A 22,157-nucleotide genomic window follows, 5' to 3' on the forward strand; every position below is an offset into this window, starting at 1 on the left:
GTAGACGATTTTTCAGGGAGCCAGGGATGTCCGATCAGTTCATCGCACAAAGCGACGCGCCGCGCGCGGGAGTGTCGCGGCGCGTTGTGTTGGGATCGGCGATCGGTGCCGCAGCGGTCGCGCCCGTGCTTGCCGCAGCCGCGCCCGTCGCCAAGCCAAAGGGGCAGCTGGCCCCGACCCCGCCAATGGGGTGGAACAGTTGGAACAGCTTCGCCACGACCATCACCGAAGCGCAGGCGATCGAACAGGCCGACATCATGGCGCGGGTGCTGAAGCCCGCCGGCTACGACATCTTCACGGTCGATATCCAATGGTATGAGCCGGGCGCATCGGGCTATGGCTATTCCGCCCGGCCGGTCCCGACGATGGACGGCTATGGCCGCCTGCTGCCCGCGCCCAATCGCTTTCCCTCCAGCACCGGCGGCCGCGGGTTCGCGCCGCTGTCGGCGCGGGTGCGCGCGCTGGGCCTGCGCTTCGGCGTTCACCTGATGCGCGGCATTCCGCGGCTGGCGGTGCAGCGCGACCTGCCGGTGCTGGGCACGAGCGTCACCGCGCGCGCGATCGCGGATACCGGCAGCATCTGTGCCTGGAACCCGGACATGTACGGCGTCGACATGACCAAGCCCGGCGCGCAGACCTATTACGACAGTGTCTTCCGCCTGCTGGCCGACTGGGGCGTCGATTTCGTCAAGGTCGACGACCTCAGCCGCCCCTATGATTCGCACGCGCCGGAGATCGAGGCGATCCACCGCGCGATCGAACGCTGCGGGCGGCCGATGATCCTCAGCATGTCGCCGGGCGAAACGCCGGTGATCCGCGGCGACCATGCCCGGCGCCATGCCGAGATGTGGCGCATCTCCGACGACTTCTGGGACGACTGGGGCATGCTGGAGGCGCAGTTCACCCGGCTGGAGAACTGGAACCCCTATATGGGCGACGGGCATTGGCCCGATGCGGACATGCTGCCGCTCGGCAAGCTCGCAATGGGCGAGCGCAACACGCGCTTCACCCCCGACGAGCAGCGCACGTTGATGACGCTGTGGTCGATCGCGCGATCGCCGCTGATCATGGGCGGCGACCTGCGCCACCTCGACGCGGCGACCACCGCGCTGCTGACCAACCCGGAAGTCATCGCGGTCAACCAGGCTTCACGCGCCAACCGCCCGCATTTCGTCGCCGACGGCATGCGCATCTGGTCCGCCAAGGCCGCGAACGGCGACACCTATGTCGCGCTGTTCAATACCGCCGGCGACCCGCGCGATGTCGGCGTGCCGCTCACGATGCTGGGCCTGTCGGGCACTCCGAAGGTCCGCGACCTGTGGGCCCGCAAACCCGACGGCACCGCCACCAGCCACCTCACCCGCCGCCTGCCCCCACACGGCAGCGGCCTGTACCGGCTATCGGCCTGAGCCCCCGCACCGCCGGGCCGCACACCGGCCCGGCATAGCGGTTGACGACGGGATCATGCCCGTGGCAAGGACCCGAGTGCACGCGGGTGTAGCTCAATGGTAGAGCAGAAGCTTCCCAAGCTTACGACGAGGGTTCGATTCCCTTCACCCGCTCCACCTTGCCGTACGTAGCGAACTCTCTCTTCCCTTATGGCGCTTCGTCCTGCTGGGCTTCGCTAGGGGTTCGATCCCCCTCTCCCGCCCCACCTCCGCGCCGATCGGTTGGCGTTCGTGCCGTGATCAAAAGTCCGCCGTCACGCTGAGGGTCGCGCGGCGGCCCGGCAGCAGCGTGTACCCCCCGCCCCCCGATACACGCCAGCCGAACGTGTCGGCGACATTGCGGACCTGCGCGCGGATCAGGGTGGGGACGCGGGCGATGCGGGTGCGGTAGCGGGCACCGACATCGAGGATCGCACGCGCCGGCAACGCGGCGGTATTGGCGGCATTGGCGGTGCGCGCAGCCTCGAACGTGGCATGGGCGTCGATCGACAGCCGCGTCAGGCCGGGAATCTGATAATCGACGCTGGCATCGACGAACAGCGGCGTACGGCCGATCGGGCGCGCGCCGATCCGCCCATCGTCCACCGCCTGACCCGTGACCCGGGGGTGCAACCACACCGCACCGGCAACGACGCTGAGACCGGTCAACGGGCTCCCCGACAGAGATGCCTCCGCCCCGCGATGGGTGACCGTGCCGAGCTGGCGATAGACGCCGTCGCGGCGGTCGAGGTCGAAATAGGGCTTGGCGATGTCGAACACCGCCGCCGTGGCGCGCCAGCCGCCGGGAAAAGCATAGCGCGCACCCGCTTCATATTGCCGCGTACGCAGCGCCGGCAACGCCGCGCCCGGATTAGCGGCGTTGCCGGGCGCGATCCCACTTTCTTCCAACCCGCGTGTCGTCGCCGTATACAGCGTCAGCCGGTCAGTCGGCAGCAGCGCCAGTGCGGCATTCCACAGCCACGGTCGGTCGCGCTCCGTGACGACCGCCACCCCCGGCACCGCCACCGCCTTGCGACAATCGGTCCGCGTCAGCCCCAGGTTGAGCTCGAGCAGTTTCGCCCACCGCAGTTCATAAGCGACAGCATAGCTCGTCTGGCGCACGTCGTCGCGGGTGCGTTCGCCAACCGCAAACGCGGGTCGGGGCCGCGGATCGGGCACCCCGATCGCGGCGAGGCCGAAATCGGCGGTCGCCAGCCCGCCATACTGCGCCGTCACGTCGCGCGCGCGGATCGACGCCAGCACGCGGTGACGCCGTGGGCCATCGGCGAACACCCGGCTCGCCCGCAATTCGCCCGATGACGACGCCGTCGTCTGATCTTCGCCTGCCAGTACGAAGGATCGTCCGATACCGCTGGCATCGACCGCGCGGTAGAAGGCGGTGTGATATTCGTCGCGCGAGAAGCGGCTGCGGAAGGCACCGGCGGCGATCTGCCAATTGCCGAGCGTCACTTTGGCCAGCCCGCCGGCATTATAGGCCTGTCCTGCCCAGTCCGCCCAGTCCTGGCCAAAATAGCGGCGCCGTGCGATCCGCTGGGGCACGCGGCCGTCGGTGGTGAAGATCACCGGCGCCTGTTCCTCATCGCCATAGCTGTAACCGCCGTAGAAGCCCGTCAATTCGACCCCGTCCGCCGGCCGCACGCGAACGATGCTGCCGTAGCTGACGAAGTGCGCGCCGGCGCCGCTGACATATTCGTCGTCGTACAGGGCGAAATCGAGGTTGAGCCCGACGCGATCGCCAAGCGGAATGGCGGCATCGACGATCAGGTCGGTGCCCAGATAGTCCCCACTGTTCACCTGGACGCTGACCACGGTTTCGGTCCCGGCGCGGCGCAGGTCGTAATCGATGATGCCGGTCGGCGCCGGCAGGGGATAGCCGAACGCACTGAGCCCGACGCGCGTGGTCGATCCGCGCGTGATGACGCTGCTCAGCGTCGCCACCCGGTCCCAATAGACGCCTTCGATCCGGTTGTTGCCCGCCTCCGTCGCACTGAAGCCGCGGACGTCGCCGTTCGAATAGATGCCGATCGCTTCGCTGCCGACGCTCTTGCCGAAGCCGTCTTCAGCCTCCCGGACGGTATTCTCGGCGGTCCGCTGCGCGATCGCGGGCAGATGCCAACCGCCGGCGACGATCGCCAGCGCGATATGCCACCGCCTCACAGTGCAAATGCGATCCGGGCGCGAATCGTGCGCGGCGCGCCGGGCGTGATCCAGACGTTCGAATAGCTGCTCTCGAGATAATAGGCGTCGAACAGATTTTCGCCATCGAGGTGCGCAGTCAGCCCCCGGGTCAGCTGATACGACAGGTTGAGGCGTCCGGTGACATAGCCCGGCAGACGAAAGCCGCTGGCGACGTCGTCGCCGGCGCGGCTGCCGACATAGGTGACGCCGGCGCCGATTCCGACCGATCCGACCTCGCGCCCGCGCGATTGCCAGAACCCATAGGCGGCGGCGCTGTGGTGCGGGATGTTCGACAGCGCCGTACCGCTCAACCCCGGTCGCGTATCGCGCGTGACCTTGGCGTCGGTATAGGCATAGACCGCCGTCAGCGTCAGGCGATCGTCCGCGCGATAGTTCACATCCGCCTCCACCCCGCGGCTGCGTGCTTCACCGGTCGCGATCGAAAAGCCAGGGTTGCCGGGGTCGTTGACCAGGATATTGCGCTTGGTGATCTCGAACAGCGACACGGTGCTCGTCAGGCGTTTGTCGAGCGCGGCGAGCTTGATCCCGCCTTCCAGCGCCTCGCCGCGTTCGGGGGCGAAGGCGTTGGCGGTCGCATCGACACCCTGGTTGAACCGGAACGAGCGGCCCCAGCTGACATAGGCCGACACGGTGTCGGTCGGGGCGAAGGTGAAGGCGGCGCGGGGGCTCGTCGCCTGCGGGCGCTGTCGGTCGGTTCGCCCGGTGCGGAAATTGACGTTGTCCTGGCGGATCCAGTCATGCCGGATGCCCAGCAGCAGCGAAAAGCGGTCGTCGAGCGTCAGCAGGTCCTGCGCGTAGACGCTTTCGCCCCGCAGCTTTTCGAGAAGGTCCTGATTCAGCGTCGCGACCGGTTTGCGCTGACCATAGACGGGGTTGAAGATATCGATGTCGTACGGCTGTGCCGCGGTAGGGCTGAAGCGGTAGAAGACGCGTCGCTGGTCGAAGGTGAACGCGTCGGCGCCGACGCGCAGCTGGTGGCCGATGCCGAGCAACGTGCGGTTCGCGCTGAGTTCGACGCGGCCCGACACATCCTGCCAGTCATAGTCGTGGATACGCAGCTGGCGCCGCAGCCGCGTGCCGACTAGCGACGCATTGTGAGTCGATTGGCCGCGCAGCGACCCGTCGCGATACTGGACGCCACCTTCCAGCGCGATGCCGGAGGCCAGATCGACATAGGCTGTCGCCTGGTGTTGCGAGGTGCGCTGGGTCATCTGTCCGTCGTTCGGCTCGCCCAGGAAGCGGTTGCGCGGCAGCGCGCGCCCGTCGCCGTTGACGGCGACCAGCCCGCGGTCATGCGTGAAATGGACGAGGTTGTATTCGAGCTGGTAGAGCAGCCGGATCCGGTCGCTGAGCTTCAACCCGAGCGAGGGCGCGAACAGCAGCCTGTCGTTGTGGACGAAATCGCGGAAGCTGTCGCCGGCCTGATAGACGCCGATCACCCGCGTGCTCAGCCCGCCGCCGGCCGGTCCGCCGACGTCGAAGCTGCCGCGCCAGGTGTCGAAGCTGGCATAGCCGAGCTCGCCGCCGGCGTGGAACTGATCGAGCGGGGCCTTGGTCACGATGTTGATCGAGCCGCCGGGCTCGCCCTTGCCGGACAGCGCTGACGCAGGCCCTTTCAGCACCTGGAAGCTTTCGACCGTCGCCACGTCGCGTCGCGCATTGAACCCGCGGTTGGCGGTGAAGCGGTTGATAAGCAGATCAGGACCCTGGTTGATGTCCCCGGAAAAGCCGCGAATGGCATAGGCGTCCCACGCCCCGCCGAAGCTGTTCTGGCGGGCCATCCCGCCGGCCAGATCGAACAGCTGCGACAGATCCGTGAAGCCGGTCTGGATGATCAGCGCGTCGTCGAGCAGCCGGACGTTCTGCGGCAGCAGCAAGGGATCGACATCGAGGCCGTTGATACTCGCATTCGCCTGGCGGGAACCGGTGATGACGACATCGCCCGTCTGATCGTCGCTCGTCGGCGACACAGCGACAATATCGTCGTTCGCCGAGGCCGTGCCCGCAAGCAGCAGCGGCGCAAGCATCAGTCCCGGTGCAAGCCGGCGCAGGCGCATGGTCATGACAGTCCCCCAAATCGATGTGATGATGTATCGACGTGTCCGCGCTAAAACGGCGCCCCGCGGCAAATGTCAATGCCATGATACATCATTACACTTGACGACCGTTCCCGTCGCGGGCCACAGAGCGCGCCATGCAGGATATGTCCCCACCACCCGCCGCGTCGCCGGAAATCGCCATCGACCATGTGACGCTGTCCTATGGCACACACCGCGTGCTCGACGGCCTGTCGCTGTCGGTAGCCGCAGGGGACGTCTACGCCCTGCTGGGCGGCAACGGTGCCGGCAAGTCGACGACGCTGTCCGCTCTGCTGGGCTTCGTACGCGCCGATGGCGGTAGCGTGACGGTCGGTGGGATCGATCCGGCGGCCGACCCCGATGCGGCGCGCCGGCGGATCGCCTATCTCCCCGAAAATGTCGCGCTGTACGAACATCTGAGCGCGGTCGAGAATGCCGATTATCTGCTGGCGCTGTCGGGCACGCCACGGACGCGGACCGAGATTACCGACGCGCTGATCGCGGCCGGGCTGCAGGAACGCGCCTTCGACCAGCGGCTCGGCGGCTTTTCCAAGGGCATGCGCCAGAAGGTCGCGATCGCCGTTGCGTTGCTGCGCGAAGTGCCGGTGCTGTTGCTCGACGAGCCGACATCGGGCCTCGATCCGCGCGCCACGGCGGACTTCAACGCGCTGCTCCACGCCGTTCGTGCCCGCGGCACCGCGGTGCTGATGGTCACCCATGACCTGCTGAGCGCCGCCGATGTCGCCGACCGCATCGGCTTCCTCGAACGCGGGCGAATAGTCGAGGAAGTAAAGGCCGAGGGCAGCCAGCGCTTCGATGTACGCGCGTTGCACGAACGCTTCGCGGGCGCGACGTCGGCATGAGCGCGATTTCCCTTATCGCGCGGGACGAACTGCGGCTGATGCGGCGCAATCGCGTCGCCGTGACCGCGGTCATCCTCTTGCTGGTGCTCACCCTGACCGCAGTCGTCACGTCGTGGACCCATCAACAGGGCATCGCCGAAACGCGCGCGCGCCATCAGGCGGAGGCGAACCATGCCTTCGAAGCGCAGCCCGACCGCCATCCGCACCGCGTCGTCCATTACGGCCACTTCATCTTCCGCCCGCTGGGGCCGCTCGCCGCCTTCGATCCCGGCGTCGATGCCTTCACCGGCAACAGCATGTTCCTGGAGGGACACCGCCAGAACACCGCCAATTTCGGTGACGTGCGGCAAAGCTCGCTGCTGGTCCGCTTCGGCCAGTTGACCCCGGCGTTCGTATTACAGGCGGTCGCGCCGTTGCTGCTGATCTTCCTGGGCTATGGCGTCGTCGCGCGCGAAACCGAACGCGGCACGCTGCGTCCGCTGATGCTGCAAGGGGCGTCGGCCAAGGCGATCGTCCTCGGGAAACTCGGCGCGCTCGGCCTGGTCGCCGTTCTGGTCGGGTTGCCGGCGATGATCGGTTTCGTCCTGATCTCGGGCCAGCCGGGTGCCTATGCCGGACCGATGGCGGTTATCGCACTCGCCTATGCCGCCTATCTCGCGCTGTGGGTCGTCGCCATCACCCTGGTTTCGATCCTCGTCCGGCGTCGGCGCGACGCGCTGCTGGCGCTGCTGGCGATCTGGGCCGTGACGGTCGTGCTGCTGCCGCGTGTGGCCCCCGATATCGCGGGCCAGGCCCATCCGCTGGCGAACCGGCTCCAGACCGACGTCGCGATCGCCCGCGACCTGCGCCGCATGGGCGACAGCCATAACCCTGACGACCCGCACTTCGCCGCGTTCAAGGCGAACGTCCTCAAACGCTACGGCGTGAGCCGGGTCGAGGACCTGCCCGTCAACTACAAGGGTCTGCTGGCGCTGGAAGGCGAAGCGATGACCAGCAAGCTGTTCGATCGCTATGCCGGCGACAGTTTCCGGGTCCAGGCGGCACAGAACGGCCTGGTCGCCGGCATCGGCCTGCTCAGCCCGACGATCGCGCTGAAACAGGCGTCGATGGCCGCTGCCGGCACCGACTTCGCCGGACACCGCCGCTTCCTGGAGCAGGCGGAGGCGTATCGCTACGATCTGGTCCAGCGGCTCAATCGACTGCAGGCGGAGGCGGTCAGCTACGCCGACGACACCGCCAAGGATGCCGGTGCCGACCGCCGCAAGCGGATCGGCGCGGATAACTGGCAACGGATGCCCGAGTTCGCCTTCGTCCAGCCCGATCCCGCGACGCTGGTACGCGCCAGCCTGCCGGGGCTGGGCATCATCCTTGGCTGGCTGGCGATCGGCGCGCTTGCGCTGGCCGTCGCCACCCGCCGGTTGGGAGCGAAGTGATGCCGATCTGGATCCACGAAACCCGGCTGCTGCTCCGGTCGCGCCTGGCGAGCATCGCGCTCGTCCTGCTGGCGGTGCTGAGCGCCGCTGCGGTCACCGCGGGCATGGCCGAGATTGCGCGTCAACGGGCAGCGATCGCCGCCATCCACCCGGCGCAGACCGAGGATATCACCGCGATCGCCAATTTCGTCGATCGCGACAAGGATGCCGGCACCGCCGCCTATTACAGTTTCTACCCGACGTGGGACGCCCCCGCCCCGCTCGCCTTCGCCGCGATCGGCATGCGGGACGTGGCGCCCTATATCCTGCGCGTCCGCGCGCTGGGGCTGGAGGCGCAGATCTATGACGGCGATACGTTCAATCCCGAACTCGCGCTGCCGGGGCGGTTCGATTTCGCCTTCGTCCTGGTTTTTCTGGCGCCGCTGTTCGCGATCGCGCTGTTCCACGATCTGAGATCGGGCGAGCGCGAGGCGGGACGCGCGCGGATGCTCGATGCGATGCCGGGCAGCGGGCGGCTATGGCTGCGACGCGGGCTCGTGCGGTTCGCGCTGCTGCTGGCGGCACTGATCTTACCGTTCGTGGTCGGGGCGATCCTGTCCGGCGTGAGTGCGGGCGCGATCGTAGCGATCGTCGCGGTCGCCGCGCTCTACCTTCTGTTCTGGATCGGGCTGTCGGGGCTCGTCTCGCGGTTCGGGCGGGGCTCTACCGCCAATGCCGCGACGCTTGCGGGATTGTGGCTGGTGCTGGTGCTGGTCATCCCGACGCTTGCCAACGTGCTGGTCAATCGCGCCATCCCGGTCGACGAAGGCTCGCAGATCGCACTCGCCCAGCGCGAAAACGTCCATCACGCCTGGGAAATCCCGCGCGAGGAAACGATGCGCCGATTCTATGCGCGCAATCCGGAGTGGGCGGATTCGGCACCGCTTCCGGTCGCTTTCCACTATAAATGGTATTTCGCCTTTCATCAGAATGGCGACGACAGCGTCGCTGACCGAGTGAAGGCATATCGCGCCGGGCTGGAACGTCGCGCGGCGACCGCCAATGCGCTCGGCTGGGTCCTGCCCTCGGTCGGTGTGCAGGCACTTCTCACGCGAATGGCGCAAACCGACCTCGCCGCGCAGCTCGCCTACCAGGATCGCATCCGCGAATTCCATCGCCGGCTGCGGACCTTCTTCTACGGCTATATGTTCCGGGACCGTCCCTTCGCGAAAGCGGACTTCGATCGCGCGCCAAGGTTCGTCGACATCCGGTAACCATTAGCCATCTTCGCCGGCGCCAGGAACGCGCCCGATTGCACCGCCCCCCGGCGCCGGGGGCGGTGACACGGCGTCGGCGAACTAGGCGCAATCACACCAACCGTACAAAAACGCCGCTTTCCAGAACCTTACCCGGCATCAGTCGTTAACCACGCCAGCGACGAGCAGGCGTGAAGCGCCTTTTCGTATCTTCGGAGAGGCAATTGATGCTGGGCGATCGACCCGAACTGCACACAGTCGCGGCCGCGCTCGAGTCCGGGGCGACGGCCTTCACCGTCTGCGAGCTGGCCGAAGGCGTCACGCTGGCCGGCCCGGCTTTCGAAGGCGTCGCGGCCTATCATGTCCTTGCCGGGACGATGCATGTCCGCCTGCAGTGCGGCGCGCATCATGTCGCCCCGGCCGATACCATGATGCTTGTGCCCGCCCGACAGGCACCGCGTCTGTCGATGGCCGCGGACGGAGACGACGACGTCGTAATGGACGGCCGTAGCTGCTTGGTCCGCGCCGGCGGCTGGATCGTCGCCGATGCGACCGGTGGCCGCCCACCCGGGCTGATCGTCGCAGCCGCGCGGATTACGGGCACGGATCAGGCTTCGCTGTCCGCGCCACAGATCATCCCGCTGAGTAACGACGCCGTCGGGCGGCGCCTGTCGGCGCTGCTGCGCGAAGAGGTCGCCAATCCGGGTGCAGCCAATGGCGCGTTCGCGATCGCCATCATGACGTCGTGCATCGTACTCGCGCTGCGCAAGGCGATGGTCGACGATGGCGCCGGCGCTTCGACGACCGGACGGTCGGCGCCGTTCGTCAGCCGCGCGCTCGCCGCGGTGCGGTCGGAACCCGGTGCCCCGCATACCCCCGACACGCTGGCGACAGCAGCGGGCATGAGTCGGGCGACGTTCGTCCGCCAGTTCGCGCGTGCGACGGGCAAATCGCCGATGCAGTTCGTCCAGGAACTGCGCCTGAGCGAGGCGGCCGGAATGCTGCGCACCGGCGCGTTGCCGGTGAAGACGGTCGCCGCACAGACCGGCTTTGCCAGCAGGAGCCATTTTTCGCGCGCGTTTCGAAAGGCCTATGGCTGCGATCCGACGAGTTTTCGCCAGCAAGCCCCGCTTGCGTCGTCGGTGGAATAAGCGTGCTGCCGATGCCGCGGTGCTCACGCGTCTCAAAAGCGTGCTTCTTGCGCACCTATCGCGGATGGCGACACCAAGCATTTTCCGCCGAAATCAGGGCATCGTTTCGACTTCAATACACTTCGATCATGGTATTTGGCAAATTCTGCCGAGGAACGCCCTAAAACTCCACCCGTTCTTTCACCACGACCAACGACCCGCAGGTCGGTTCAAGGTCTTTTACGGACGAGGATAGGAGTTTCATCATGGCTGGTCTTACGAACATTTTTGGCGGCAACGACGATAGCTCGAGCAGCAACGATTCGAACTTTGCGACGGACACCGTCGCCGATGCGTCGAGCATGGTTGGTCTCGACGTCAACTCGTCGCAGTCGAACTACAGCGAAGACGAAGACGGCAACATCTCGTCGACGCAGAACGACAACAGCCTGGGCCTGGACGCCGATACCGACGGCCTGCTCGGCAACATGACCGACCTGGTGTCGAGCAGTGATCAGACCACCGAGTGATCGGCCTGACGTGATCTAACCAAGGGGCGGGCGGTCATTCGCCTGCCCCTTTTTCGTGATGTCGCACATGATCGAGACGCTGCTCAATCCCGACAACCGTCTGCTCACGTGGTCGATCAACGACCTGGGGCTCTACGGCGCTGCGTTGACGCCGGCGACGGTGTCGGCTGCTGAGCAACGGCGCGAATATTTCCGCGACGACAGCGCGCGGCCAGCGACGTCGAGCGACACGTCGCTGCATCCGGGCGGCGCCGCCGGCGGGCCTCCGTTCGAACTCGCGACAGGATCCGATCGCACGACGGTCACGGACGATGGGCCGGACGGGCCGGTCGCCACCGCTGCCGTCCAGCCGACGATGCTGCCCCTGCCGGCCCTCTCGGCCCCGGCGATCTCGACCTTGGCGACCAGCGCCCCGACCGATCTGAGCATGGGATCGACGACCGGGGTTTTCGTCCCCGCCCCCGTTCCGCCGCCGACGGCGCCGACCCTGGTGTCGACCAGTCCGATCGATCCCGCCACCACCCTGTCCGCACCGGTCCTTGCCACCGGATCGGTCGTCGACACCGCGACGCTGACCGTCCCCGGCCTCGTCGGACAGACGCAAACTCTCGCAACCGATACTGTCGAAGGCGTCGTACCGGCGGTCGCGCAGACCGCCCCGCCGCTCGTGGAAGCAGCCGCCGACACGGTGCAGGCCGCGACTGAGACGCTTGCCGATGCAGCAGCGACGACGGCGGCAACCCTGGACGCGGCGGTCGACGATATCGCGACGCGCGCCGAACAGGCCGCCGACGGCGCGCTGGATCCCGTGATGGCGACGGCGGATGGCATCATTGCTCCCGCGGTGGCCCCGGTCGTCGATGCTCTCGCTGCGACTGAAATTCCCGACACTGCGTCGGCGCTGATCGAGACCGCCGCGACCTCCACGACCGACCTGTTGTCCGGCGTCGGTGGAACCGATCCCGCCGGCGGTGTCGCCACATTGGTCGATATCGTCGCCGCCGCCGATGAATTCGACCTGTCGCACGTCGATGCAGCGCCCGTCGCCGACACCGGGTCGATCGTCGACCTGCTGGCGGTCGACTTGGACGACGCGCCGTTGCTGGGCGCCGGCGACGACGATCACGGCCCCACCGACGACGAGTCGCATGGGCTGCTCGGATTGGGATTATGAGGAGCGACACGCAGTGACGGCACCCCTGACCCCATCCGATATCCAGGAAGAGCAGAAGAAGGCCGACGTCGCCACGGCCGAGCTCGTCGCCCTCGACAGCGCCGCGCGCTCCGCCGAACTCGAACAAGGCGACGAGTTCGCCTCCGCGCTTCGGCAATGCAAGCGACTGATCTGGACCGCGGCGATCTTCAGCGGCGGGGTCAATCTGCTGTTCCTCGCCTCCCCGCTCTACCTGATCGAGGTCTATCAGCGCGTCATCCCCAGCGGCAGCATCCCGACGCTCGTTTCCTTGAGTATCGGCCTGGTCATGGCGCTCGCGACGCTGGCGGTGTTCGACGCGGTGCGCGCGCGGATCCTGGTGCGGGCCGCGGCGCGGCTCGATCGCATCCTCGCCCACCGCGTTTTCCAGGCGATCGTCGACATCGCGCCGCGCACCGGCGCGACGGCACGCAACGCGCAGATGCTGCGCGACCTCGACCAGTTCCGCACCGCGCTCGCGGGACAGGGCGCGCAATTCTTCTTTGACGTGCCGTGGATGCCGCTGTTTCTGATCGCGCTGTTCATCATCCACCCGATCCTGGGACTGACCGGCCTGATCGGGGCCGCCATCCTGCTGGCGATCGCGGTCTACAACAACGCCTCCACCAAGGAGAGCGCGAAGGACGCGCAGGAGGCATCGGTGCGCAGTTACCAGTTCACCGACAGCGTCGCGCGCCATGCCGGCCCGGTCCGCGCGATGGGGATGGAGGATGCGCTGGCGGTCCACTGGCATATCGACCGTGAGACGATGATGCGCCGCCAGGCCGACGGCAGCGATCGCGGCGCGGACGTGACCGCCGCGTTCAAGTTCGTCCGCCTTGTCATGCAGAGCGCGATGATCGGCGTCGGTGGCTATCTGGCGGTGCAAGGCGCGCTGCTGCCCGCCGCGATCTTTGCCGCCAACCTGTTGCTGGGCCGGGCGCTGGCCCCGCTGGAGCTGGCCGTCACCGGCTGGCGCACGATCGGCAATGCGGTGACCGCCGGCCGTCGCGTCCAGCGCGCACTCATCCAGGCGCCGCCGCGCCCGACCAAGGTCAAGCTGCCCAACACCGATGTCGACATCGCCGTCGAAAACGCGATCTACATCCCGCCGGGCGGGCGACGCCCTATCCTGAAGAATATCTCGCTGCGTATTGCCGCGGGTGAAGCCGTCGGCATCGTCGGACCAAGCGGGGCGGGCAAGTCGAGCCTGGCGCAGATGCTGGTCTGCGTCACCGACCCCACCCAGGGGCGCGTGACGGTCGGTGGGGTGGAGGGCAAGCACTGGACCCCCGAAAGCCTGTCCGAACATGTCGGCTACCTGCCGCAGACGGTCGGGCTGTTTCCCGGCACGATCCGCGAGAACATCGCCCGCTTTACCAAGGCGACCGATGAAGAGGTCGTGCTGGCGGCCTGCCGCGCCAACGTCCACGACATGATCCTGAAATTGCCTGACGGCTATGAGACGCGCGTCGAGGAAGGCGGATCGGGGCTGTCCGGCGGGCAGCGCCAGCGGATCGGCCTGGCACGCGCGATGTTCGGATCGCCGCGCCTGCTGGTGCTCGACGAGCCCAACGCCCATCTCGACAGCGACGGCGAGGAGGCTCTTGCCGCGGCGCTCGCGACGCTGAAGTCCGAGGGGTCGACCATCGTCCTCATCGCGCATCGGCTCAATCCGATAGCGCATGTCGACCGGGTGATCGTGCTGAACGACGGCGAATTGCAGCTCGATGGACCCCGCGCGCGCGTGTTCCGCAAGGTGAAGACCGAACTGATCCGCTCGGTCGCCCGCCAGCCGGTGGAGGCATGATGCCATGAAGCTCGATTTCCTCTCCCTCGGCGGTGGTGGCGCTCCCGATGCCAGTGCGCCGCGCCGGACGATCGACCGGCGAATGCGGCTGCTCGACATGCAGCCGCTCGACAAGGCCGACAGGACCGTCCGCGTCGGCTTGATCGTCGGCTTCGGCTTCATCGCGCTCATCCTGTTGTTCGCGCTGGTCGCGCCGATCTCCAGCGCCGCCATCGCCAGCGGGGAAGTCACCGTCAGTGGCGACAAATACCAGATCCAGCCGGTCACCGGCGGCATCGTCACGCAGGTGTTGGTGAAGGAGGGGCAATTGGTCCGCGCCGGTCAGCCGCTCGTCCGGCTGAACGGGGTGAAGTCCGGGGCGTCGCTGGCGCAGGCGCAGGCCGAACGCGATACGCTCCAGGCGCTCGAGGCACGGCTGGTCGCCGAACGCGACGGGGCGGAGCGGCTGGTCTTCCCTGCCGATCTCACGTCCCGCGCGTCCGATCCCGTCGTGGCGCGCGCCATGGCCGGGCAGCAGGCGCTGTTCGCCCGGCACATGGCCGTTCTGGCAGCCGACCGGGCAAACAGCGACCAGAGCCTGGCCGCGGCCACCGCGCAACAGGCCGCCGCACGCAAGCAGCTTGCGCTGATCGAGGACGAGCTGCGAGATTATCGGATGCTCTACGAGCGGGGCTTTGCCCGCAAGACGACGATCCGCTCGCTCGAACGCACGCAGGCGCAGCTGCAGGCGGATACCGCCGCAGGCCTGGCGACCACAAATCAGGCGCGGATCGCCGCACAGAAGGTGCGCGACAGCCAGATGGTCGATCTTTCCACCGAACTTGCCGAAACCCAGGCCAAGCTCGCCCAGATCACCCCGCAACTGGAAGTCAGCCGCTACGCCGCCGATCAGGACGTATTGCGCGCGCCGACGACAGGTCGCGTTTCGGGCATTCAGTCGATGGGGCCGGGAATGGTCCTGTCGGGCGGAGCGACGATCATGGAACTGGTTCCCACCGGTCGTCCGCTGATCGTCGAGGTGCGCGTGAAGCCCGCCGACATCGACGATGTCCGCGTCGGGCAAAAGGCGACGGTGCGCTTCTCGACCGCCAACCCGCACGGACAGAACGCCTTCGACGGCACCTTGGTCACCCTGTCGCCCGCCAGCATGACCGTCGGCGAGCAGACCTTTTACAAGGCGCAGGTCACGATCGACGACCCGGCTGCGGTGCGCCGCGAGGGGCTCGGCCTGCAGCCCGGCGTCCCTGCCTCGGTCAACATCACCACCGCCGACCGAACCCTGTTCGAATATATCTTCGGCCCCCTGACCGCGGCCTTCAGCCGCAGCTTTCGAGAGGAGTGACCCATGCCCGGCCTGTTCAGCACGATCTTCGACGAAACGGACAGCGACGGTGGTCGCGAGACACAGACGAGCGACCACAGCGCCGATGCCGGCACCGACCTGCATCTCGATCCATCGATCACCATCGAGAGCCACATGGGCGGGACGTATGAAACGCCCGACGGGACGACGCACAGCTGGGAACGCACCGATAGCGTCACGCTGGAAACCGACACGCAGATCGTCACGCATGTCAGCGCGACGGTAAGCGACATGACCGTCGACGAAGGCTAGCGCGTTCCCCGACCCGGCTGAACCACTGTCATCTCCCAGCAGACGACCGCTCGATCGCGGAGAGGTGCGCGCGACTGGCGTCGTTCGGAGCGCGCACCCGGGATCGCTCGCCGTCGTCGACGCGCCCTTCCCGCCAACATCGTCGACATATGCGCGCCGCCGCGGGAGAAGTGTGCCGGCTCAGACGATCTCGAACAGCCCCGCCGCGCCCATGCCACCGGCGGTGCACATGCTGACGACGACATAGCGTACGCCGCGCCGCCGCCCTTCGAGCAGAGCCGCCCCGACCAGGCGGCTGCCCGTCATGCCGAACGGATGGCCAAGCGCAATGGCGCCGCCGTTGACGTTGTACGTCGCCGGGTCGATGCCCAGCGTGTCGCGACAATAGAGGCACTGGCTGGCGAAGGCCTCGTTCAACTCCCACAGGCCGATGTCGGCGACCGACAGCCCGGCGCGCTCCAACAGCTTGGGAACGGCGAAAACCGGACCGATACCCATTTCCTCCGGTGCGCACCCCGCCACCTGGAAGCCGCGGTAGAGCCCCAAAATCTCCTTGCCCTCCGCCTCCGCCATCGCGCGGTCCATCACGATCTGTGCAGCGGCGCCATCGGACAGCTGGCTGGCGTTGCCCGCGGTGATCGCGCGGCCTTCGGGCACCAGCGTCCCACCCGACCAGACGGTGCGCAGGCCGGCGAGCGCTTCATAGGTCGTGCCGGCACGGACGCCTTCGTCGGCCGTGACGGTTACCGTCTCGGTGCCAGTGACGGTCCCATCCTTGTCGAGCAGCGCTCTTTCGACCGTGACGGGAACGATCTCCTCGGCGATGCGGGACGCAGCGGCAGCGGCGCGCTGCTGGCTCTCGGCGGCATAGCGATCCTGCGCCTCGCGGCTGATACCATAGCGCTCGGCGACGACCTCGGCCGTCTCGATCATCTGCATCGTCGCATGGGGCACGCGTTCGGTGACCGAACGGGCCGCCATCCGCGGCGCCCCCTTCACGACGGTATGGCTGATCGATTCCATGCCGCCGGCCAGCGCCACATCGATGTCCCCGGCGATGATCGAGCGCGCCGCCAGCGCGACCGCGGTCAGGCCGGAGCCGCATTTGCGGTCCAGCGTGAAGGCCGGCACCGACTGTGGCAGGCCGGCGGCAAAGACCGCCATCCGGCCGGCGTTACCGCCCTGCTCGCCCCACTGGCTGCCCACGCCCCAGAAGATGTCGTCGATCCGCGCCGGATCGATGCCTGCACGCTCGATCGCTCCGTTCATCGCGAACCCGGCGAGCGCGGGCGCCTCGGTCGCGTTGAAATAGCCGCGATAGGCCTTGCCGATACCGGTCCGGGCGGTGGCGATGATCGCGGCTTCACGCATGGGGGGTGTCCTGATCGAGGGTTATGCCGGCCAGCGCGACCCGCCACGCCTCGGCAAGCGGCTGGGGGCGGCGATTGGCGCGGTCGACATAGACATGAACGAACCGTGCCTCGGCCGCCGCCTCCGCGTCTCCTGCTGCGAAGGCGCCGAGGACATAAGTGACGCTCGATGTGCCCACCCGATCGACCGCCAGCCCGATCTCGATCGCCTGCGGGTAGGACAAGGGCCGGGCATAGCGGCAGCCGGTTTCGACGACGAGGCCGATCGTCTCGCCCGCCTCCACATCCAGCAAACCAACCGCGAACAGCCAGTTGTTCACCGCTGTGTCGAACCAATGATAGTAGATCGAATTATTGACGTGGCCATACATGTCGTTGTCGCTCCACCGCGTCACGATGGGCTGCCACTGGCGATAGGCGGCACGCGGCCGGAACGGGAGCTTGGACATCGCGAATCGATGTAGCGCCCGAGGCGACGCCGCTAAAGCGCTAATCGGGCTGGCGATTTGCCGTTCGTGCGCGCATCGTCGCGGACCCAATCGACGGAGCCGCCGAGAATGCAGATCACCGCCGCCGTCCTGCGCACCCGCGACGCGCCGCGCCCCTATGCCGACAGCCGCCCGCTCGCCATCGAGACTTTGGAGCTCCAGCCGCCGGCCCGCGACGAAGTGCTGGTGCGCATCGCCGCCGCAGGGCTGTGCCATTCGGACCTATCGGTCATCAATGGCCAGCGCCCGCGGCCGTTGCCGATGGCGCTGGGGCATGAGGCGGCGGGGGTTGTCGATAGCGTCGGACCGGGCGTCACCGACCTGGTGCCGGGCGATCCCGTCGTCATGGTGTTCGTCCCCAGCTGCGGCCACTGCGTGCCGTGCGCCGGGGGGCGGCCGGCGTTGTGCGAGCCCGGCGCCAAGGCGAACGGTGCGGGCACGTTGCTGACAGGCGATATCCGCTTGGCCGATGCCACGGGCCAGGCCGTCCATCATCATCTCGGCTGTTCGGCCTTCGCCAGCCACGCGGTCGTCTCGCGCCGGTCGCTGGTGAAGATCGACCGCGATCTGCCTTTGCACGAAGCCGCGCTGTTCGGCTGCGCGGTGCTGACCGGCGTCGGTGCCGTGGTGAACACGGCGGAGGTGAAGGCAGGCCAGAGTGTAGCGGTGATCGGACTGGGCGGGGTCGGTCTGGCCGCGGTGCTCGGGGCCTTGGCGGCGGGTGCGGCGCAGGTGATCGCGGTCGACCTCGACAGCGACAAGCTGGCGCTTGCCGAAAGTCTCGGCGCAACCGCAGTGGTCCAGGCGGGCCCGGACGCGGTGGCCGCGGTGCGCGCACTGACCGGCGGCGGTTGCGACGTGGTGCTGGAGATGGCCGGCTCGGTCCGCGCGCTCGAAAGCGCGGTGGCAATGACCGCGCGGGGCGGCACGACCGTTACTGCCGGCCTCCCGCCGCCTGATGCGGCGCTGCCGGTCAACATCGTCTCGCTGGTCGCCGAAGAACGGACGCTGAAGGGCAGCTACATCGGCACCTGCGTACCGACCCGCGACATTCCGCGCTTCATTGCGCTGTATCGTGCTGGCAGGCTGCCGGTCGACCGGCTGGTGAGCGGTTACCTGACGCTCGACCAGATCAACGAAGGCTTCGACGCGCTCGATGCCGGGAAGGCTGTCCGGCAGATCATTAGATTTTAGGAGCTGTGCTTCGGCGAAGACCGGAGCGCTGGCGAGTGGCAGCCAGCGGAGACCAACGCTTCGGCCTTCGCCGGAGCACGAGATGATTTGAGGAACCGCCCGCTCACTCCTGCGCTTGGGCTTCGAACCCCTTCAGGAGCGCACCCATGGCCGACAACGGCATCACGATCGACCCGGCAAGCGTCATCGACAACCCCACCGACCTGCAGGTCGAATTCCGCGGCGAAGTCGATGGCGAACGTTACGACTTCGCCGTCCGCCATAGCGTGATCGAGGCACTGACGGGCCGCGTGCCCGACGCGCCCGCGACGGACTTTGCGGCGGTGTCCGACCAGATCGCCAAGGCCGCCCTTGTCGCACTCGGCCGTGGCAGTGGCGACGATCTCGTCATCGTCAGCGAAAACGATCTCGATCAGCCGATCGAAACCGCCCCGCCCGCAGCGGATGTCGCGGAGGCCGAAGCCCACCCCAGCTAAGGTTCAAATCCCGTCGCGCGTCACCGGATGGCCGAGATCGGTCAGGCGCGCGGCGAGGTCAGTGACGCAGGCCTTCAACCGCGCAGGATCGGGGGAGCGGACGACGAAGTTCGCACCCACACGCCCTTCGCGAAAGAAGGGATAGCTGCCGATCGACACATCGCCGCCGTCCTCGCCGCGGTGGTCCTTCTCGACGCTGCGCAGCGTGTCGGCGACTTCGCTTTCGGCGACCCAGCAGCCGAGCGTGACCGACTGAACCGGACGCCCACCCTCCAGCGTGCCCGTCAGCGTGTCGAGCATGCCGGCGGTGATGTGGGGCACGCCGGCCATGATGAAGATATTGCCGGTGCGGATGCCGGGTGCCCCCGAAATGCGGTTCTCGATCAGCGTCGCGCCCGCGGGCACCCGCGCCATCCTGAGCCGCGCGTCGGTCAGACCGCCGCGGGTTTCGTAGTATCGCTCCAGCGTCGCGCGCGCGTCCGGGTGCACCTCGACTCCGACGCCCAGCGCCTTGGCGATCGCATCGACGGTGATATCGTCATGCGTCGGACCGATGCCGCCGGTGGTGAACAGATAGTCGTTGCGGGCGCGAAGCGTGTTCACGGCCTCAACGATCGCATCCTCGACATCCGCGACGATCCGTACCTCGGCCAGGCGGATTCCCTGGACGTTCAGCCAGCTCGCCAGTTGCGCGACATTCTTGTCCTGGGTGCGCCCGGAGAGGATTTCGTCCCCGATGACGATCAGGGCGGCGGTCCAGATGCGTTCGCTCATGGTCGCGGACATAGCGAAAGCGCGCGCGAGCCGCTATATGCGCGCACATGACCGATTATGTGACCGCCGACGCCCCGCTGACCCGCACGGGCGCGATCCGCCTGCACGGCCCCCAGGGGTTCGAGGGCATGCGCAAGGCCGGGCGCGCGGCGGCCGAAGTGCTCGACGCCGTCGTGCCGCACGTGGTGCCGGGCGTAACGACGCAGGAACTCAACGACATCGTCCACCGCGAAATGCTCGCGCGGGGCGGCGTGCCGGCGACGCTCGGCTATCGTGGCTATACGCACAGCACCTGCATCTCGATCAACCACGTCGTCTGCCACGGCATTCCGAGCGAGCGGACGCTGAAGGACGGCGACATCGTCAACATCGACGTGACGCCGATCGTCGATGGCTGGCATGGCGATTCGAGCCGCATGTACCTTGTCGGCGACGCGGTTCCGATCAAGGCGAAGCGGCTGGTCGACGTGACCTATGAGTGCCTGATGCTGGGCATCGAACAGGCCAGGCCCGGCAACCACATGGGCGATGTCGCCCATGCCATCCAGGCGCATGCCGAAAAGCATCGCTATGGCGTCGTCCGCGACTTCTGCGGCCATGGCCTGGGCCAGCTGTTCCACGACGCGCCCGAAGTCGTCCACGTCGGCCGCCCCGGCACCGGCCCGGAACTGCGGCCGGGCATGTTCTTCACGATCGAACCGATGATCAACATCGGCCGCCCCGACGTGAAGCTGCTCGACGACGGCTGGACCGCGGTGACGCGCGACCGGTCGCTGTCGGCGCAGTTCGAACATTCAATCGGGATTACCGAGGACGGCTGCGAAATCTTCACGCTGAGCCCGGGCGGGTTCGACCGGCCGCCATATTGATGGCTTGAGAGAGAGTATTGAGCATGGCGACGGCACCCGACATCGATGAGGCGCTTCTTCGTGATGCCCTGAACGCGACTGGCGCTCACACGGCGCGTGAGGTGATCGAGGAGGGCTTACGTACGTTGATCCGCCTCAAGAATCAGCGCGAACTGCTAAAGCTGCGCGGCAAGATTCGTTGGGAGGGTGATCTGGACGCAATGCGGACCGATATCGACGAATGATGATCGTCGATTCGAGCGTCTGGATCGACTTCCTGCGGCACCGCGACAGCGCAGGTCGAACTGCTCGCGATTGCTCTTCAGCGCCAAACAGTCCTCATCGGCGACCTGATCCTGACCGAAGTGCTGCAAGGCATCGATGATGATCGCGAGCATCGTTGGACAAGGGAGTTGATGACGAAGCTGCCGGTCGTGACCATCGCTGGAAACGCAGTGGCGCGCGAAGCGGTCGATCATTACCGCGCCCTTCGCAAACGCGGCATCACCGTCCGCAAGACGATCGACACGCTCATCGCGACGCGCTGCATCCTCGATGGGCTCCCCCTGCTCTACTCCGATCGCGACTTCGATCCGTTCGTCGAGCATCTGGGGCTTCAGTCGGCCCTCGCACTTTCATAATCCCGCCGCGCCGCGTTCGCGGCGTCATGTGCGAGGCGGATCGGGAGCGGCAGGCGGCGGCCATCGCTCAGCTTGAGGATCCAGTCGACCGCGCTGTCGAGCGACACGCGGTGCCCGCTGCCAATGTACACCGGCGCGGTCTTCGGCCGCGTGCGTAGCGCATAGCCGACCAGTTCGCCGCGATCGACCAGGGGCGCGCGGTCGCCGATATCGGGACCCAGTTCGCCCTCGACCGTGCCGCACAGGATCGTCTTCGCGCAGCCGATGCTGGGGATGTCGAGCAGCACGCCGACGTGCACCGCGATGCCGCAGCGGCGGGGGTGCGGGCGGCCGTGGCCGTCGACGATCAGCAGGTCCGGCCGGCGCTCCAGCGCTTCCACCGCGGTCACGATCGCCGGGGCTTCGCGAAAGCCGAGATAGCCGGGAACATAGGGGATCGGCGGGACGACCGACACGGTTGCGGCCGGCATCGGCGTCCTATCGGGCCATCCGACCGGCGCTGCAGCGGCGTGGATCGGTCCACGGCTGTCGCGCCATTTCATCGAGCTATCGACACCCGCGATCGTCGCGACGGGTCCGAGTCGGTCGTCAGTTTCCGCAGCCTCCGCCATTTCGCGCTGGGCAACGCTGGCGGCGCGCAGATCGGATGGCGCGCGCCAGTGGTCCGGACGATCGGTCACGCGGAGCCCCTTCTGCCGCAAAACCGGGCATGTGCGACACCGATGCCCGTTTTCAAGGCAGGCCTGCGCCATGTTAACCAATCGTTAGCGAGGGAATCTCGCACGCCAGCGACTGGCACGCTTGCTGCAAAGCGCGGGATCGGAGAGATTGGC

Annotated in this window: 20 protein-coding genes, 1 tRNA gene and 1 pseudogene; 16 read left to right on the top strand and 6 right to left on the bottom strand. The window is 67.4% G+C overall.

Annotated features, from left to right (window positions below; translation table 11 throughout):
* Nucleotides 1-26: 26 nt before the first annotated feature.
* Entirely contained in the window at nucleotides 27-1,409 is a 1,383-nt protein-coding gene (locus tag JW805_12230; GenBank protein MBN2972785.1) for a glycoside hydrolase family 27 protein, read from the top strand.
* An 82-nt stretch (nucleotides 1,410-1,491) separates the two neighbouring features.
* Nucleotides 1,492-1,565, top strand: a tRNA-Gly gene (locus JW805_12235).
* A gap of 123 nt (nucleotides 1,566-1,688) precedes the next feature.
* On the opposite strand, the gene JW805_12240 is transcribed toward JW805_12235, so the two are convergent.
* A complete protein-coding gene (locus JW805_12240; GenBank protein MBN2972786.1) occupies nucleotides 1,689-3,605 on the bottom strand; it encodes a TonB-dependent receptor in 1,917 nt (638 codons plus the stop codon).
* On the bottom strand, nucleotides 3,602-5,710 hold the full coding sequence (locus JW805_12245; GenBank protein ID MBN2972787.1) for a TonB-dependent siderophore receptor: 2,109 nt from the start codon (nucleotides 5,708-5,710) through the stop codon (nucleotides 3,602-3,604). Before JW805_12245 ends, JW805_12240 begins: the two co-directional genes overlap by 4 nt.
* Before the next feature lie 131 nt (nucleotides 5,711-5,841).
* Between JW805_12245 and JW805_12250 the strand changes: the two genes are divergently transcribed.
* From JW805_12250 to JW805_12290, 9 genes are all read left to right on the top strand, one after another.
* Nucleotides 5,842-6,588, top strand: coding sequence for an ATP-binding cassette domain-containing protein (locus JW805_12250; protein MBN2972788.1), 747 nt, complete (start codon nucleotides 5,842-5,844; stop codon nucleotides 6,586-6,588).
* The gene (locus tag JW805_12255) at nucleotides 6,585-8,021 is read left to right on the top strand and encodes a DUF3526 domain-containing protein (protein ID MBN2972789.1); all 1,437 of its coding nucleotides are present in this window, start codon (nucleotides 6,585-6,587) and stop codon (nucleotides 8,019-8,021) included. Before JW805_12250 ends, JW805_12255 begins: the two co-directional genes overlap by 4 nt.
* On the top strand, nucleotides 8,021-9,274 hold the full coding sequence (locus JW805_12260; protein ID MBN2972790.1) for a DUF3526 domain-containing protein: 1,254 nt from the start codon (nucleotides 8,021-8,023) through the stop codon (nucleotides 9,272-9,274). Before JW805_12255 ends, JW805_12260 begins: the two co-directional genes overlap by 1 nt.
* Nucleotides 9,275-9,483: 209 nt before the next feature.
* Nucleotides 9,484-10,407 (top strand): helix-turn-helix transcriptional regulator, encoded by a 924-nt coding sequence (locus JW805_12265; protein MBN2972791.1) that lies wholly within the window; start codon nucleotides 9,484-9,486, stop codon nucleotides 10,405-10,407.
* 245 nt (nucleotides 10,408-10,652) lie between these two features.
* Nucleotides 10,653-10,916 (top strand): hypothetical protein, encoded by a 264-nt coding sequence (locus JW805_12270; protein MBN2972792.1) that lies wholly within the window; start codon nucleotides 10,653-10,655, stop codon nucleotides 10,914-10,916.
* A gap of 67 nt (nucleotides 10,917-10,983) precedes the next feature.
* Complete coding sequence (locus JW805_12275) at nucleotides 10,984-12,090, top strand: hypothetical protein (protein MBN2972793.1); 1,107 nt, start codon at nucleotides 10,984-10,986, stop codon at nucleotides 12,088-12,090.
* Nucleotides 12,091-12,103: 13 nt separating this feature from the next.
* Entirely contained in the window at nucleotides 12,104-13,918 is a 1,815-nt protein-coding gene (locus JW805_12280; GenBank protein MBN2972794.1) for a type I secretion system permease/ATPase, read from the top strand.
* Between the two features lie 4 nt (nucleotides 13,919-13,922).
* Nucleotides 13,923-15,260, top strand: a complete 1,338-nt coding sequence (locus tag JW805_12285; protein ID MBN2972795.1) for an HlyD family type I secretion periplasmic adaptor subunit — start codon at nucleotides 13,923-13,925, stop codon at nucleotides 15,258-15,260.
* 3 nt (nucleotides 15,261-15,263) lie between these two features.
* Nucleotides 15,264-15,533, top strand: a complete 270-nt coding sequence (locus tag JW805_12290) for a hypothetical protein (protein MBN2972796.1) — start codon at nucleotides 15,264-15,266, stop codon at nucleotides 15,531-15,533.
* Between the two features lie 180 nt (nucleotides 15,534-15,713).
* Here the strand turns inward: JW805_12290 and JW805_12295 are convergent, their stop codons facing one another.
* Together JW805_12295 and JW805_12300 are read right to left on the bottom strand one after the other, a co-directional pair.
* A complete protein-coding gene (locus JW805_12295; GenBank protein MBN2972797.1) occupies nucleotides 15,714-16,904 on the bottom strand; it encodes an acetyl-CoA C-acyltransferase in 1,191 nt (396 codons plus the stop codon).
* Nucleotides 16,897-17,352 (bottom strand): acyl-CoA thioesterase, encoded by a 456-nt coding sequence (locus tag JW805_12300; GenBank protein MBN2972798.1) that lies wholly within the window; start codon nucleotides 17,350-17,352, stop codon nucleotides 16,897-16,899. The genes JW805_12295 and JW805_12300 overlap by 8 nt, the downstream gene beginning before the upstream one ends.
* A gap of 108 nt (nucleotides 17,353-17,460) precedes the next feature.
* Between JW805_12300 and JW805_12305 the strand changes: the two genes are divergently transcribed.
* On the top strand, nucleotides 17,461-18,585 hold the full coding sequence (locus tag JW805_12305; protein MBN2972799.1) for a zinc-dependent alcohol dehydrogenase family protein: 1,125 nt from the start codon (nucleotides 17,461-17,463) through the stop codon (nucleotides 18,583-18,585).
* Between the two features lie 146 nt (nucleotides 18,586-18,731).
* Nucleotides 18,732-19,061: a hypothetical protein gene (locus JW805_12310; protein ID MBN2972800.1), complete on the top strand. Its 330-nt coding sequence runs from the start codon at nucleotides 18,732-18,734 to the stop codon at nucleotides 19,059-19,061.
* Nucleotides 19,062-19,064: 3 nt separating this feature from the next.
* Here the strand turns inward: JW805_12310 and JW805_12315 are convergent, their stop codons facing one another.
* Entirely contained in the window at nucleotides 19,065-19,847 is a 783-nt protein-coding gene (locus JW805_12315) for a competence/damage-inducible protein A (GenBank protein ID MBN2972801.1), read from the bottom strand.
* Between the two features lie 35 nt (nucleotides 19,848-19,882).
* Between JW805_12315 and map the strand changes: the two genes are divergently transcribed.
* The 3 genes and pseudogenes from map (at nucleotide 19,883) to JW805_12330 (ending at nucleotide 21,324) form a co-directional block, all read left to right on the top strand.
* A complete protein-coding gene (gene map, locus JW805_12320; GenBank protein ID MBN2972802.1) occupies nucleotides 19,883-20,704 on the top strand; it encodes a type I methionyl aminopeptidase in 822 nt (273 codons plus the stop codon).
* A 23-nt stretch (nucleotides 20,705-20,727) separates the two neighbouring features.
* Nucleotides 20,728-20,928, top strand: coding sequence for a type II toxin-antitoxin system VapB family antitoxin (locus tag JW805_12325; GenBank protein MBN2972803.1), 201 nt, complete (start codon nucleotides 20,728-20,730; stop codon nucleotides 20,926-20,928).
* Nucleotides 20,925-21,324: pseudogene (locus JW805_12330) on the top strand (PIN domain nuclease). Before JW805_12325 ends, JW805_12330 begins: the two are co-directional and overlap by 4 nt.
* Here JW805_12330 and JW805_12335 read toward each other — a convergent pair.
* Nucleotides 21,300-22,004, bottom strand: a complete 705-nt coding sequence (locus tag JW805_12335) for an endonuclease V (protein ID MBN2972804.1) — start codon at nucleotides 22,002-22,004, stop codon at nucleotides 21,300-21,302. The pseudogene JW805_12330 and the gene JW805_12335 sit on opposite strands and share 25 nt — an antisense overlap.
* Between the last annotated feature and the right edge of the window lie 153 nt (nucleotides 22,005-22,157).

Source organism: Roseomonas aeriglobus, assembly GCA_016937575.1.
GTDB classification, from domain to species: domain Bacteria; phylum Pseudomonadota; class Alphaproteobacteria; order Sphingomonadales; family Sphingomonadaceae; genus Sphingomonas; species Sphingomonas aerigloba.